We start from the raw sequence: 14,852 nt of genomic DNA, 5'->3' as shown, positions 1-14,852 counted from the left end.
CTACAAGTTCTTTTTACTTTTCCAAATAACAAGCGAAAGTAAACAAATATTCAAAACTTCATATTTATAAACCAATCTGTTCAAAATCGATTATATATTCTATAGCAATATTGGTTCTTTAATGATTGGTAAAAACTCGATACTCATAGCATAATTTAATAACAAATTGATATACTCTTGATTTGGCTCTAAACAATGTATATTCTTCAAATATCCTTGCGTGTATAAACAAGATGGTATAGCTACTGATAACTCTTCTACAGATTCTAATAAAGGCATTATGAGCTCTAAAGCTTTCTGTTCATCAGTAGTTAGATTCGTATTAAAAAACTTCTCTATATACTTCTCTTGTTTCATTAGCAGGATATCGTATCCAAAAGATTGTAAACTATTAATAAATTGATTCCATTTAAGCTGATTTGGATTACAGATATGCATGGTTTTATTTACTGTATTGGCCTTATAAGATAATTCAGTAATAGCTAAACTTCCATAGTCTACAGGCGTTAAATCTACATACGTATTGACGTCAGGAGCTATGCTAGATAGGCATATCCCTTTTAATAATCTATAAAATGCGTTTTCATTAATATTGTATTGAAATTTACCTGTTTTAGAGTTACCCACTAAATTCCCCACACGGTATATCGTGGCACGAACTCCTTTTTCCATTGCTTCTCTGACCATTTTCTCGCCTTGAAACTTACTTTCTAGGTACAGATTATCTAAATTTTGCCCTCTATCAAAATTAGACTCAAAGAATTCAAATTCTTTTGGATCGCTTTCAGCCTGACCTACTACACTTAAAGTCGATATATAATGAAAACGTGCATTTGTGTTCTTAGCTAATTCCAATAAGTATTTTGTAGACTGAACATTTACCTTTTGAAAATGCTCACGTTCTCCATAGTGTCTAACTTCTCCACCACAATGTATAATTGACTCTACCTTATTCTTTAAATGGTCCAATTGCTTTGAATCTAGACCTAGATTCATCAAAGATAGATCTCCTTCAATTAATTCTACTCTCTCCTCTAACTTTTGAAGGATTTCTTTACCGAAATAAAACTCCATTCTTTCTTTTAACTTTGCACCAATTACTTGATTCTCATTTTTTCTTACTAAACAGTATATAGTCGTAGATGGCAACTGTAATAACCGTTCTAAAATATGTGCCCCTAAATATCCTGTTGCCCCTGTAAGAAAAACTGCTTTTGGATAATTTACCATATCTAACTCACATTCTTCTAATTTAGTTGTTTCATAAACAGGAGTCGTTTTCGTTTCATTTTCCATACGAGCTACATTCATATTTTTCTCTTTCTTGAACGACATATCTTCCATCTTTTCAATATGAGAGGCTAATTTTTCTATTGTTCTATACTTAAAGAAATCTTGAATTTTCAAGTTAGGGTATAACGGTTTTAATTTGACTAATGCCGGCATAACTTTTAAAGAATGTCCACCCAAATTAAAGAAATCATCTTTTAAACCTATAGATTTTATGTTTAGAACTTCAGACCATACTTTTGCAATGTTTTTTTGCACTTTAGTTTGAGGTTTAAGTTTGCACTCATCGTTTTGCTCATAATCAAACTCTATTTTGGGCAGCTTTTCAAAATCAATTTTCCCGTTCGCCGTTATTGGTATTTCTAACACATGAGAGTAATATTTAGGGACCATATATTCTGGCAATACATTTGATAAATGTATTGCTAACTTATCTTTCTCTATCCCTATACCGTCCACTGTTTTATAATAAGCTTGCAGTAACATTCCATCTTTCGTTTGTGTTACCACAGCCTGACTTATCCCCTCAAGTTGTAACATTGCATCTTCTATTTCTCCTAATTCAATTCTGTGCCCTCTAATTTTAACCTGCTTATCTTTTCTCCCCATAAATTCTATATTTCCATTTGGTAACCACCTTGCTAAATCACCTGTTCGATATAATCTTTTACTATTGTCTTCTGAAAATGGGTTTAGTATAAATGCCTGTTTTGTTTTCTCTTCCTGCTTCCAATACCCTTGGGCCAATCCTAAACTTTCAATATATAATTCACCCATAGCCCCTACCGGACAATGTTGCATATATGAATTCAATATATGAACCTTTGTATTAGAAATAGGAATACCAATTGGTATGCTTCCTAAAAGATTATTGTCGCCTTCTAAAACTGGTATGAAATAATACATTGCTGAAACGGTTGCTTCAGTAGGGCCATACTCATTTACCAGCTGTACTTGGTTTTTAAAAGTATTTTGCCAACTTCTAATAGCATTTGTTGATGCAGCTTCCCCTCCCATTATTATAAATCTTAAAGAACGTATCTTTTCGCTATCCAGTTTCGTTAATGAAGTCGATAATTCATTGAAAAATACTGTTGGTAAGTCAGAAATAGTTGCTTGAGTTTCTTGAATAGCTTGAGCATATGCGACAGTTGAATAGCGCTGTTCATCACTTAATACATATAGTTCCGCCCCATTTAACAAGGTAGAAAAAATTTCTGATACTGAAGAATCAAAACTATGGGAATAAAACTGTGTTACTTTATCATTTGGAGAGATCTGAAACACTTCATTTCTCCATTCAACTAAATTTAATACTCCTTTATGCGTTAATAATGTACCTTTTGGTTTTCCTGTTGAGCCTGAAGTATAAATTACATATGCTAAGTCATCTGGTTTATTTAAAATTTTTACATCATCATTTATAGTCGTACGATATATATCCTCTATTATTGAAACCTTATAATCACTTACATTCAAATGACTTTTAAATTTGTTACTCGTTATAATTCTACATGCCTCACTGTCACGAACTATATAATTTATTCTATCCTCAGGGTATTTTACATCGATTGGTATATAGGCAGCACCGGCTTTTAATATTCCAAGCATAGAAACGATACTATTCATACTTCTATCTAAAAATATGGCTACCTTATCACCTCTTTTTATACCTTTTTCGAGTAAATGTTGAGCTACTTGATTAGAGCTCATATTTAATTGTCTATATGTTAAAGATTCCGTTGCAGTCGCTATAGCAATCCGATCGGGTTGTCTATCTACTTGCATATGGAATTGCTCCTGTATATTTTGAAAATAAGGATATGGTCTTTCTGTATGATTTACCTTTTTATATAAAGATTCTTCTTCCTGTGATAGGAATGAAAGATTTTCATATGCTACTGTTCGTTGATGAATGAATGCGTCCAGTATAGTAAGTAAATTTTGAGTAAACCTATTAATTGACTCTTCCTTGAAGAGATTAATATCATACTCAAATGAAACCCCTACATAATCAAATCCTTCCTCAACAGCTAAAGAAATGTCAAACTTACTAATATCTTGTTTATTAGGTAACAATTGAAGCTTGTACGCATCATGTTGCTGTAGAATATCTTTCTGATAACTAAACATAGTAGAAAAGATCGGGTTATTTCCAAAGCTTCTATCGGGATTTATTTGTTCAATTACTTTATCAAATGGGTACGATTGGTTTTGGAAAGAATTCAAACATTTTTCTCTCACTACTTGTAATAGCTGTGTTAAATTTTTCACATCATTTAATTGTGTTCTAATTGCTAGGGTATTTACAAAGAATCCTTGTATTTGTTCAAATTCTTGATGATTCCTTCCAACAACCGGTGTACCTACAATAATATCTTTTTGATCCGTTAGATAATGTAACAATTGAATATACGCTGCTAAAAATAGCATATACATAGAAACATTCTCTTGTTCACATACTTGTTTCAAAGACTCTTTCATTTCATTATCTAACTTCATTTCAAATACTGTACCCTTATTTGTACTTTGACGATTCCTACTAAAATCTAAAGGAAGATTTAGTATAGGAAGAGGTGCTGCAAGTTCGGCCATCCAATAAGATTTTTCCGTATCCCACCGACCTAAATTTAACTGCTCCTGTTCCCACTCAGCATAATCTACATATCGATTAGAGATAGTTGGCAACTCAGGATTTCTACGTTTTGCAAAGGCACTATATACCTTCATTAATTCATCTAATAAATTCCTTACACTCCACTCATCTGTAATAATGTGATGTAAATTGATATATAAATAAGAATGTTTCTTATTCAGATTAAAAATTCTAATCCTAAAAAGAGGGCCATTTTCTAAATCAAATGGTGTATGATCCGTTTGATTTATTGTTGTACGTATATATTCTTGTTGTTCTTTTTTAGACATGTGTTCAATCTCATCGTGAATCAAATCAATCGCTATTGAGTTTAAGATGACTTGTCTAGGCTCCCCATTTCTTTCAATAAACACTGTTCGTAGCATTTCGTGTCGTTCAACTAAAAATCTTATGGTATCTTGTAAAATATCCTTTTTTAAACTCGGCTCAATATATATGTGTAGTGGTGTATCATATACTCTATTAATGGCGTTATACTTATTTAAAAACCAGATTCTTTTTTGAGCACTTGATAATTGATAACTTTCCTTATCTGCAACTTTTAATACTTGCGTCTCCTGTTCTTCCCTATCATGATTTACTGCCATTAATTTATCGATGTAAGCAGACAGACTAGCAATCGTTGTATGCTCAAAAATATCTCTAATTTCAATTTTTAGATGAAACTCTTTTTGAATTTGATTTAACACTTGCACAGCAATCAATGAATGTCCCCCAAGTTTAAAAAAGTCATCATCTCTGCCGATTCTATATTTCCCTAAATTTAAAATCTCTGCCCATGTTTTTGCCAATCTTTTTTCTGTTTCACTTATTGGTGGGACATATTGCTTCTGCATGTTTGCAAGTAAAGATGGGATTTGTAATTCTAATTTTTTTCTATCTAATTTCCCGCTTGGTGATACAGGAAAACTTTCAAGGTGAAATACATAATTTGGAATCATAAAATCTGGTAAACTTTCACTTAAGAATGTTTTTAATGCCTCTTGTTTTAGTTCTGTATTGTCTTTTGATAAATAAAAACTAACGATTTTGTCGTTTTGATAAGTGAATACTACAGCATCTCTCACCTCTGGATGTTTAAATAATGTTCCTTCGATTTCATCAAGCTCAATTCGATACCCACGTATTTTTACTTGATTATCTTTCCTTCCGATAAATTCTAAATTTCCATTCGGTAAAAGACGTACTAAATCTCCAGTACGATACATCTTTTTATCATAATTATAGGATTTATCGAAAGAAATAAACGCCTCTTTTGTTTTTTCCTTTTGATTTAAATATCCGTTGGCAACTCCATCACCGCCAATAAATAACTCACCTACTACACCTGACGGACATAACGTATTAAACGGACTAACCACGAAAACTTCACTATTAGCAATTGGTTTACCTATTGGGATATTAGAGATTTCTTTTTGTATCTCACCATTTACTTCATACATCGTTGCACATACAGTAGTTTCAGTAGGACCATATGCATTAAGAACTGGAATCTTTAACCCTAATTTACTTTGCCATTTACGAACTGATTCAGAAGGTAAAGTTTCTCCTCCTACAAATACACGTTTTACAGAATTTAATTTAAGTAACATTTCTTTTGGCATATCAGCTATTAATTTAAAAAACGCAGTTGGTAAAACCACATTTGTAATACCATTCTTTTGAATTACATTTATAAATTCCTCTGCTGAACGTTTTTCGATTTCAGAAATTAAATGCATTCTCCCTCCACATAGCAAAATCGGAAATATTTCCATAATGGAGGCGTCAAAAATGATCGTTGCAAATTGTAAAAATACATCTTCTTTACCCAAATTAAATGTATTGATTACTGAATATGATAAATTAATAACTCCTTTATGTGGTACAACGACTCCTTTTGGCAAACCTGTTGAACCTGACGTGTAGATAATATAAGCTGCATCTTCTATGGTATGTGTAGGCGCAATATTTTCTATAGAATTAGCGTAATGAAAATCATCTAGATAAATTGTATGAATCGCAAAACTTTCAACCAATCCCCTGTATTCTTTCTTCGTAATAATCATTTGACTTTCGCTATCTTTTAAGATATATTCTATTCTTTTTTCAGGAAACTTTGGATCAATTGGTACATAAACTCCACCTGATTTTAGGATACCTAGAATCCATACAATGATATCAATCTCTCTTTCCATTGTAATACTTACACGTTGTCCCTTTTCCAAATCATTTTCACGTAAATAATTCGCTATTTGATTTGACCTTTGCTGCAATTCATAATAGGTAATGGATTTATCCCCCATAGAAATTGCTATTTGATTTGGCGATTTTAATGTTTGTAGATCGATTAATTGATCTAGTGTTTTTGAATTAGGATACGTAAGAGCGTTTAAATTCATTTCTTTGTATAGACGATGATCTTTCTCTAAAAGCAAATCCAATGAATGAATAGGTTCATTCACATTCTTTATTAGTTTTTGCAACAAATATATATATCTTTCAACTAAATCACTAATACTCTCTGGTTTATATAATGCTGAGTTATAGTCAACCTCAATTTTATTCTCTGTTTCCCCTTCATATCTCATTATTCTCCAGGTCATATTAAAAGGATTTACTCTTTTACAATCTGTTAAAACTGTTGACTCAATATCCGGAATTTTTAATTCCGGTATCTTCATCGTATTAAATGCTGTGGAATATACCATATTATGATTTGTATTTGTATTTAGATTTAAATCTTTTACTATATGTGAATAAGGATTATGTTTATACGTAATAGCTAGATGAATAGATTTATTAACTTTATTAAGTATCCCCTTAAATGTTTCTCCCTTTTCTATTGTTATACGTATAGGTACTGTATTAACAAAGTAGCCAAAAGTATCTCGTTCTTCTGTATGTGGTCTAGTATTAATTGGAATACCAACAATTATCTCTTCAGCATTTGTCATTTGATGAAGTAATGTACAATAAGTACTTAACATTACTCGATAAATACTTATATTATTTTTTTTAGCAAAACATTGTATTTGATAAAATAGATCCGAATTAATATTCTTGCTTATATTTTGATCTGTATATCTCTTTTCATTTATTTTATTAAAATCAATAGGAAACTCTGTAGGAGTTAATTCACCTTGTAAATAATCTTTCCAATACGATGATCCTTCTTTATATATTGCACTATCAATAAAACCCTCCTCATACTCTACGAGGTTCTTATAAGGAAATTCAAATTCTACATTTGTCTTCCCTTGAAGTAATTCACCATACGTATTGGATAATTGTCGGATGAAAACTCCTAAACTCCATCCATCGTAAATAATGTGATGAAACATTAAATGTAAAACAAATGTATCTTCACTGAATTTAATAATGTGGAATTTAAACAAAGGCCCCTCTTCTAAACTAAATTTCTCATTCACTATAGATTCTAAGAAATTTTTAAAAATAGATTTTTGTTCTGTGTTTTTAAAAGCAGTTAAGTCCTTAATTGGTATATCAAATTCTACATTCTTTTGAATTAATTGCTTTATTTTTTCATCCCTCTTCTTAAATATTGTACGTAGCGCCGGATGTGATTGCACTATCGTAGTAAGCGTTTTCTTTAAAACCTCTATTTGAAGTTTTCCTTTTAACTTTATTATAATCGGTTCATTGTTCATTCCTTTTTCTATTTCCATTTGATGAGCTATCCATAATGCTTCTTGGCCTACTGTTACATCCAATTCTTCTACAATTTCATATTTCTTTTGTATTTCTTTCATATGAATTTCTCCTTTTATAAATATTTAAAAACGGATAATATTTACAGTTACAACTATATGTACACATTCTGCAATTTGTAAATCTATATTTTCCGACTAAATTCAACATTTATTTCGCTTATTGCATAGTTATTAAAATTATGAATAAAACTCATATTTATACTGTATCAATTCATACTTTTATTCAATTTAAGCATAAAAAACCATTTCACTAATAATTCTAATTTCTTTTTATACAGCAATCTTACATATTTTATTAAAGGAAATAGTCTAATTTATACTCCGAATATAAATTCAAGAATATTCCAACTGGTCACTATATATACTTCTAATAACATAAACTGTAAAGGAGGAGTCCGTACATAATGGAATATAGATTATTAGGTAACACCGGGTTAATAGTTTCAGAGATAGGATTCGGTTCGTGGGCGATTGGTGGAGATGAATGGGGAGCAGTAAAAGATAATGAATCACTTGATGCAATTGAGAAAGCGATTGACCTAGGAGTCAACTTTATTGACACTGCTGATGTTTATGGATTAGGTCATAGTGAAACACTCGTTGCAAAAGCCATAAATAATCGCAGGCAGGATATCATTCTTTCTACAAAAGGTGGATTAATTGGTCATCATTATGACCCAAATCAACCAGCCGTTTATGGAGATCCTCAAAAGATCATTGATGCGTTTGAGGCTAGTTTACTGCGGCTTAAAACGGATTATATAGATGTGTACTTTTGTCATATTTGGTGGGATAAACATGAAGAAACAGAAGCCTTTCTACAAGCTTTCCAAACCTTAAAAAAATCTGGTAAAGTGAGAGCCGTTGGTGTTTCTACTAATGATTTAGATTATATAAGACATTTTAATCAAGATAATGATTTAGATGTCGTACAATTCGATTATAGTATTTTGAATAAAGAACCTGAAAAAGACATCCTTCATTATATTGAAAAACATAATTTAGGTGCTGTGATAAGAGGTCCACTTAAGATGGGGATTTTAACTGGAAAATTTAATCATGAAACTCAATTTCCAGACGATGATTTAAGAAAAGATTGGCCCAAAGAAAAGTGGTTTAAAGATAGCTTAAACAAAGTAGAGAAATTACGTTCACTTGTACGCTCAAATCGAAGTTTAGCGCAAGTTGCTTTACGTTATGTTTTAAGTCACCCTGCCGTTTCAGTTGCTATTCCTGGTGCAAAAAATTCTACTCAGGTTGAAGAAAACTCTTCCCACTTAACTCGTCCATTATTATTAGATAATGAAATTGAATTCATTAAAAAGCTTTGATCAGCTCGTTATTCTCCCATAAAAATCAAACTGATGTAGCTACCAAATCCATACCATTACTTCTTCTCCACTAAAACATATCTTTAACACTTCCACCTTATTTTTTCCCTTTTCTCAGCAATATCTACAGTTTATAAGGTAGTTGAACCCTTTTATTCAACTACCTTATAATACGTTCTACATTATATTAAAATATCTACTACACTAGTTGAATACATGCTAAGGCAACATGCAAACCGAATAAACAATTAATTCAGAAATATTTTTAGAAACTTCATTATCTCACAATTACTTTTTTTAAAATAAATCAAAAAATTTTTCTTTACTTTAAATTCCATAATTCATATAATCTTCTATGGAATTACATTTTTTTCTAAATAGCTCCTCATTTCTAAGTATTCAAAAGGGCAATTACAAATTATTATACCCTTATGTTTAACCAAGTAAAATAAAAATCCAGTTTTTCACAAGGAGAAGTGACTGCATGCAAGATATTTTAAAACTATTTCCGAGCGTTGACGGAAATGAAGAAAAACAACAACTTTTATTAGAATCTATGCAGAAAATAATTAAAAATCTTGACCAATTAAAAAATGAAGAGCGAGCTACTTTAGGTAAATGTGAGGAAAAATCAGAAGGATACTACAATGGCTTAATTCACCAAAGTCATATTCCACTAGCTGGAATCACTATGTCTGAGGTTATAGAAGAGCTAAACCAATTTATGAATGGACATCCGTATCCAAATAAATATTACTTGTCTAACGCTGTACCACTACCAAGTATACCTTCACTATTAGGGGTAATGACAATGGCACTTTTAAATGGTAATGGTGTTTGGGATGTATATGGTCCAGGGGCAGCAGAAGCAGAAGTAAAAGTGGTATCCATGCTTTCAAAACTGATAGGTTATAATCCACATAATAGCGGTGGATATACCACATGGGGTGGACAAGGTTGTGTATTTTCGAGCTTACGCTTAGCAATTTCTAAACAATTTCCATCGGCAAAAGAACATGGTGCTCCACAAAATGTATATTGCTTTGCTTCTGAAAATGCACATTATAGTTTATTAAAGTCAGCTGAAGCAACTGGTATTGGGTCAAATCACTTAATAAAAGTGAAAACTGATCCTTATACAAGTTCTATGGATATAGAAGATTTAGAGGCTAAAATGATACAAGTTATTAACAATGGCGGTATCCCCCTTTATATTCTAGCTACCATGGGATCAACAGACACATTTACTATTGATGATATAAGAAAAATTAAAGAGAGCGCTGAAGCAATACAGAAAAAATATAAATTAAAACCGATTTATATCCATGCTGATTCTGCAATGGGCGGATTCTATAGTTTCTTTAATAATTATAGTTTTGAAGAAAATCCACTCTCATTTGAATCTAATGTAAAAAATGCCTTACAATACGTACAAGATAAAATGCAATATATGTCCCTTGCTGATAGTGTATGTTTTGATTTTCATAAATTAGGACAAACACCTTATGCTTCAAGTATTTTAATCGTAAAAAATCATACTGATTTACAACTGATGGACATTGAACAAGATGACACACCTTATCTTGGTAATAGGTCATATGGAAGTTATCATACAGGCTATACCTTAGAATGTTCACGATCTGGTAGTGCTATTCCAATGTATATCAATCTATTAGCCTTTGGAATTGAAGGATATCAAAAAATATTAGCAAATTATATCCGTGTAAATCTATTATTTAGAGAGAAGTTGCGTAAGGCCCTGCCTCAAGTCGCAATCACAAATGATTTTACATATGGACCAATTACAACTTTCCGTTTCTATCTGAATGGAGATGGCCAAGAAAATTGGGAAAAAGAACGAATTGGCCTTGCAACAAAAGAAGAGATTGAGGATACAAACCGATTAAATATAGAACTATTTAATTACCTAGGAAAAAATCGCGATCAAGTATTTTTTGGTGATACAACTCGTTCTTGTGTAGTAGATGTAATAAACAGTTATGATAGAAATCCGATTTCTACATTAAAATTCTTTTCTATCTCTCCATATACAACTGTTGAATGTATAGATGAGATCGTAGAATTTCTTTATGAACATATTTCGATTGCTACTAAACAGATTCATTCATATGTTTCATAACCATATTTGTTAGCGCTTTAATAGTTAAACTTAACTAGATGAAATAAAATTTTTAATCCTTTTAATTACTATTCACTATATCAGGAAAGAGGAAAAACATATGAATATAGAGCTACTTGATACACACCACGTGAAAGATGCAGCACATTTACTTGCACATTCTTTTGTGAATAATGAACCTCTTGTAAGCAGTTTACAAATTCCTTTTGCTCCTTTTCACAAAATGTGCGAAGAAATGATGAAACAAGCTGTATCTCAAGCTATGTCATTTGTAGCAATAGAAAATTTTCAAATTATTGGAGTTCTTTTAACAAAAAAATTAACCCAGCCACTAATAGATACAGAGAAAGCGATTGAACTATGCCCACAAATGGAACCTATTTTTCAACTTTTAGATACATTAGAGACAGAATCTATTGAGTTTTCTCATTTAGATAAAGAAAAACTGGTCTATCTAGATATGGGCGCTTGTCATCCAGATTGGATGGGAAGTGGTATAGTCACTACCCTTCTTTCACATGCCATTCAAGAAATAAGTAAAAGAGATTATGATTTTATTGCTGCTTGTACAAATAAAATTTCTCAAAAAATCCTAAAAAAACTGTGTACGACCTATGAAATGAATGAAATAGTGTATAGTAATTTTCTTTATAAGGAAGCATACCCATTTGCTAATACAACAACTTCCTTAGCAGCCCAATTACTATATATACCTCAATCCCAATTTGTCATCGAGGCCATATAAGTTTGTGAAGAAGACTAGCTGTACTTGAGTGCAGCTAGTCTTCTATATAGAGTGCATTAGTAATAGATATTCAAATTAACTTAGGTGACACCTTTTAAGCTTTAACTTATTCGAATTAATAACACTTTCTCAGCATGTCTTATTTCTCAACTTAACCTAGCGGTATCCACCTTCTATTTACTTCAACATGTTATACCATTATTGGATTAACTTTTATCCAAATTAAAACAACCACTATATGTACAAGCATTAGAAAATAGGAAGCATAATATAGAATATTGCTACCTATTTGTATGTTGTATCAACAAGTAGATGCCTTTCAAATAGATTCATTTCATAAAAAGGCATAGGTTTTTTCTTAATATGGTATGTAAGTAACTTTATATACCAAAAGAAATAACACATAATTTTTAATAAAGGAAGTGAAGTCCATGTTACCTTGCCAAGGTACGTGCAATCAATATGTAAATTTTGAGGTTTCAATTAAAGCTCCTGAAGGATATATAATTAATGATACCAATTATACTGGTGCCGTCACCTGGAATACAAACCGCTTAAAATGTGCATTTGAACCATGTACGCTACAAACACCGAACCCTTGTCTTCTTCAAACTGATTTACCAGATGGTTCCTATCCAGTACACAGTGTTCGCATCTATGGTGTACTTTCTATGCTTGTTAGTATTTCCCCTGTTCAAAATCAATATGGACAAGGAGCTGCAGCTTTTTCTAAATGGCACAAATTCTCCATCAATCAGATTATTTATTATACAACGGATTCTAATTGCTGCTTTGATTTTAGTGGCTTTAAACTTAAGAGTCTAACAATCACACCACAAGATGATAATACGTTTATCTTAAGTGGCACCCTTTCCCTTTTACCAGTGCCACCAAATCCTCCTATTTATGCTTTTACAGCAAATCAAGATGATAATACTCTTTCAGTAATTAATACAGCAACACAGACTGTTCAGCAAATAATTGATCTCCCTTATCAGCCAATTAAGGTTGCTGTTAACCCCAATAAAACATATACGTTAGTTTCGCACTTTTATGATAACCGTGTTTCTATAATTACAAATGAAACCCTTGCCATTACCTCTACTCTCTCAATAAATAAACCGATTGATATTGCATTTTCTCCAGACGGTCAGTTCGCATATATACTAAATATTTCAACTGAATCAATGGATATTACTACAATTAACATTCTAACTCAAACGATCTCTAATACGATCTCAATCGGAGTAAGTGGGTTTTCAAGTATAGCCATTGATCCAAATGGACAATACGCTTACATCGTAAATGCTAACGCTTGGAGTATTATAAAAGTTAATTTAAATACAGGTGATATCGTAGAAGAGCGTCCTACTTCAAATGATTATCCAAACATTATTGAAATCAGTTTATTTGATGGATTCGCTTATGTTACAGAAGAAATGGTGGCGTCTGGGACCACTCTTACAGTGATTGACTTGTCTACTTTCCAAAAGATTGGAGATATTCTTACTGGGGCCTATTACAACTCGTTTCTTTCTCTCTCACCTAATCAACCTCTAGCATTGTTAGGAGACAAAACAAACAATGAAATCAATATTATTGATACAGCACAAAGACTATCTACAGGAACAATTTCTATCAATGGACCAGCAGACGCTGCCTTTACACCTAATGGGGAATTCATCTATATTGCCCAGCCAGAACAAAACACAGTTACGATCCTTAACTCCGTTGATTATACGGTAAATACAGTAGTAACGGTTGGAGCATCGCCAGGAAGTATTGCAATATAAAGTTTAATGCTTATTAACATTTAAGGGACACTCAGGTTTTAGAGCCCTACTTAATTTAACTTTATACACTCAATATTTCATATATACAAAAAACTTAGTCCTTTCTCTATATTCAAGGACTAAGTTTTTACTTTTTAAGTAACGATTTATATACGGCTACTCTCTTGAACACTTTAAAACATATTATCTAATAACTCCTGAATATTTTCTATCATTCTTTCCATAACAACTCTCTTTCATTTTGTTTATCTACAAATGCATACCTTATTCCTTATGTCTATCTAATCTTCTTAAAGGAATCCAATTTAAAATTCATTATACAAGTAAACAACCGTTCCATATGTAGAGAATTTAAGAAAAAGAAGTGAAATTACTGGATTCCCCTTTCTTCTCATGTTTTTTAGAAGTTCTTTTAAGTCTAATTCTATTTTATTCCTGCTACATAACATTCCACTAATTAATATCATATTATATGGCTATATTAAAAATTTACCAAATCATTAAAGGAATCTCCTTTCCCCTATCGAATTATTGTAGAGGAAAGGAGAGGAATACATGGAAATTCTAGGATTAGATCCTCGCGCATTAGCGACTTTAGGTGCACTTGAATACACCAATCGTCGCAATAAATTAATCGAAGACTCGGAGAATAACATATACGAGTGTAAAGAAATAAAAGAAATACTTCAATCACTCCCTAAAGAGAAGCAGATTGAGGTTCTTGAGAATCAAGCTCACTTTGAAGCAGTGGCAAAGATGATTGAACAAAACAATTTAATTCTTTTAGAACAGATGAAAGCTCTGCAGCTAATTCAGAAATAAGAAATTTATGATTAATTAATTCTACATATGCTTCCATAAATAATATATCTTTATCTATACCATCAGCCCCTATTTTTACAGGGGCTTTTGTTATGCGTTGATTCATATTTTGAATTTGAATGGTTTCTTTCACATGTACAAATAGATCTTCTAATAAACCTGGTGTAGACTCTAATTCTTGTTTTTCAATTTCCTCTGTGACAGCACTTATAAATTCCCATAATACTTTTGCACCTAATAGTTCTGCTAATCGTTTTTCGCGCATTTCAAATGTTTTCATATTCATATTTAAACACTTCCCTTATCTAATATTTTCTTAAAAACAATTAATAGTTTATTTCGTTTTAGGAAAACAATATAGA

The 14,852-nt window shown here is 31.6% G+C and carries 6 protein-coding genes; 4 read left to right on the top strand and 2 right to left on the bottom strand.

Translation table 11 applies throughout. From position 1 onward, the window contains the following. Positions 1-99: 99 nt before the first annotated feature. The gene (locus NHG49_RS28275) at positions 100-7,698 is read right to left on the bottom strand and encodes a non-ribosomal peptide synthetase (protein WP_258126951.1); all 7,599 of its coding nucleotides are present in this window, start codon (positions 7,696-7,698) and stop codon (positions 100-102) included. A gap of 365 nt (positions 7,699-8,063) precedes the next feature. Here NHG49_RS28275 and NHG49_RS28270 point away from each other — a divergent pair, with 365 nt between their 5' ends. From NHG49_RS28270 to NHG49_RS28255, 4 genes are all read left to right on the top strand, one after another. Next, entirely contained in the window at positions 8,064-8,990 is a 927-nt protein-coding gene (locus NHG49_RS28270; RefSeq protein WP_258126949.1) for an aldo/keto reductase, read from the top strand. A 484-nt stretch (positions 8,991-9,474) separates the two neighbouring features. After that, entirely contained in the window at positions 9,475-11,130 is a 1,656-nt protein-coding gene (locus tag NHG49_RS28265) for a pyridoxal phosphate-dependent decarboxylase family protein (RefSeq protein WP_001152302.1), read from the top strand. Positions 11,131-11,230: 100 nt separating this feature from the next. Further along, positions 11,231-11,875: a GNAT family N-acetyltransferase gene (locus tag NHG49_RS28260; RefSeq protein ID WP_001019433.1), complete on the top strand. Its 645-nt coding sequence runs from the start codon at positions 11,231-11,233 to the stop codon at positions 11,873-11,875. Positions 11,876-12,306: 431 nt separating this feature from the next. Next, on the top strand, positions 12,307-13,668 hold the full coding sequence (locus NHG49_RS28255; RefSeq protein ID WP_170264842.1) for a YncE family protein: 1,362 nt from the start codon (positions 12,307-12,309) through the stop codon (positions 13,666-13,668). A gap of 697 nt (positions 13,669-14,365) precedes the next feature. Here NHG49_RS28255 and NHG49_RS28250 read toward each other — a convergent pair. Continuing rightward, entirely contained in the window at positions 14,366-14,776 is a 411-nt protein-coding gene (locus tag NHG49_RS28250) for a hypothetical protein (protein WP_098867367.1), read from the bottom strand. Positions 14,777-14,852 lie beyond the last annotated feature (76 nt).

Source organism: Bacillus sp. IBL03825, from assembly GCF_024712505.1.
Classification (GTDB): domain Bacteria; phylum Bacillota; class Bacilli; order Bacillales; family Bacillaceae_G; genus Bacillus_A; species Bacillus_A wiedmannii.
The sequence above is the reverse complement of the archived record's forward strand: the minus strand, read 5'-3'. Positions and strand labels throughout refer to the sequence as shown.

What these genes read in the sequence shown, in the direction of transcription:
- NHG49_RS28275 (WP_258126951.1), bottom strand. Translation starts at nt 7,698, where the DNA reads ATGAAAGAAATACAAAAGAAATATGAAATTGTAGAAGAATTGGATGTA.
- NHG49_RS28270 (WP_258126949.1), top strand. Translation starts at nt 8,064, where the DNA reads ATGGAATATAGATTATTAGGTAACACCGGGTTAATAGTTTCAGAGATA.
- NHG49_RS28265 (WP_001152302.1), top strand. Translation starts at nt 9,475, where the DNA reads ATGCAAGATATTTTAAAACTATTTCCGAGCGTTGACGGAAATGAAGAA.
- NHG49_RS28260 (WP_001019433.1), top strand. Translation starts at nt 11,231, where the DNA reads ATGAATATAGAGCTACTTGATACACACCACGTGAAAGATGCAGCACAT.
- NHG49_RS28255 (WP_170264842.1), top strand. Translation starts at nt 12,307, where the DNA reads ATGTTACCTTGCCAAGGTACGTGCAATCAATATGTAAATTTTGAGGTT.
- NHG49_RS28250 (WP_098867367.1), bottom strand. Translation starts at nt 14,776, where the DNA reads ATGAATATGAAAACATTTGAAATGCGCGAAAAACGATTAGCAGAACTA.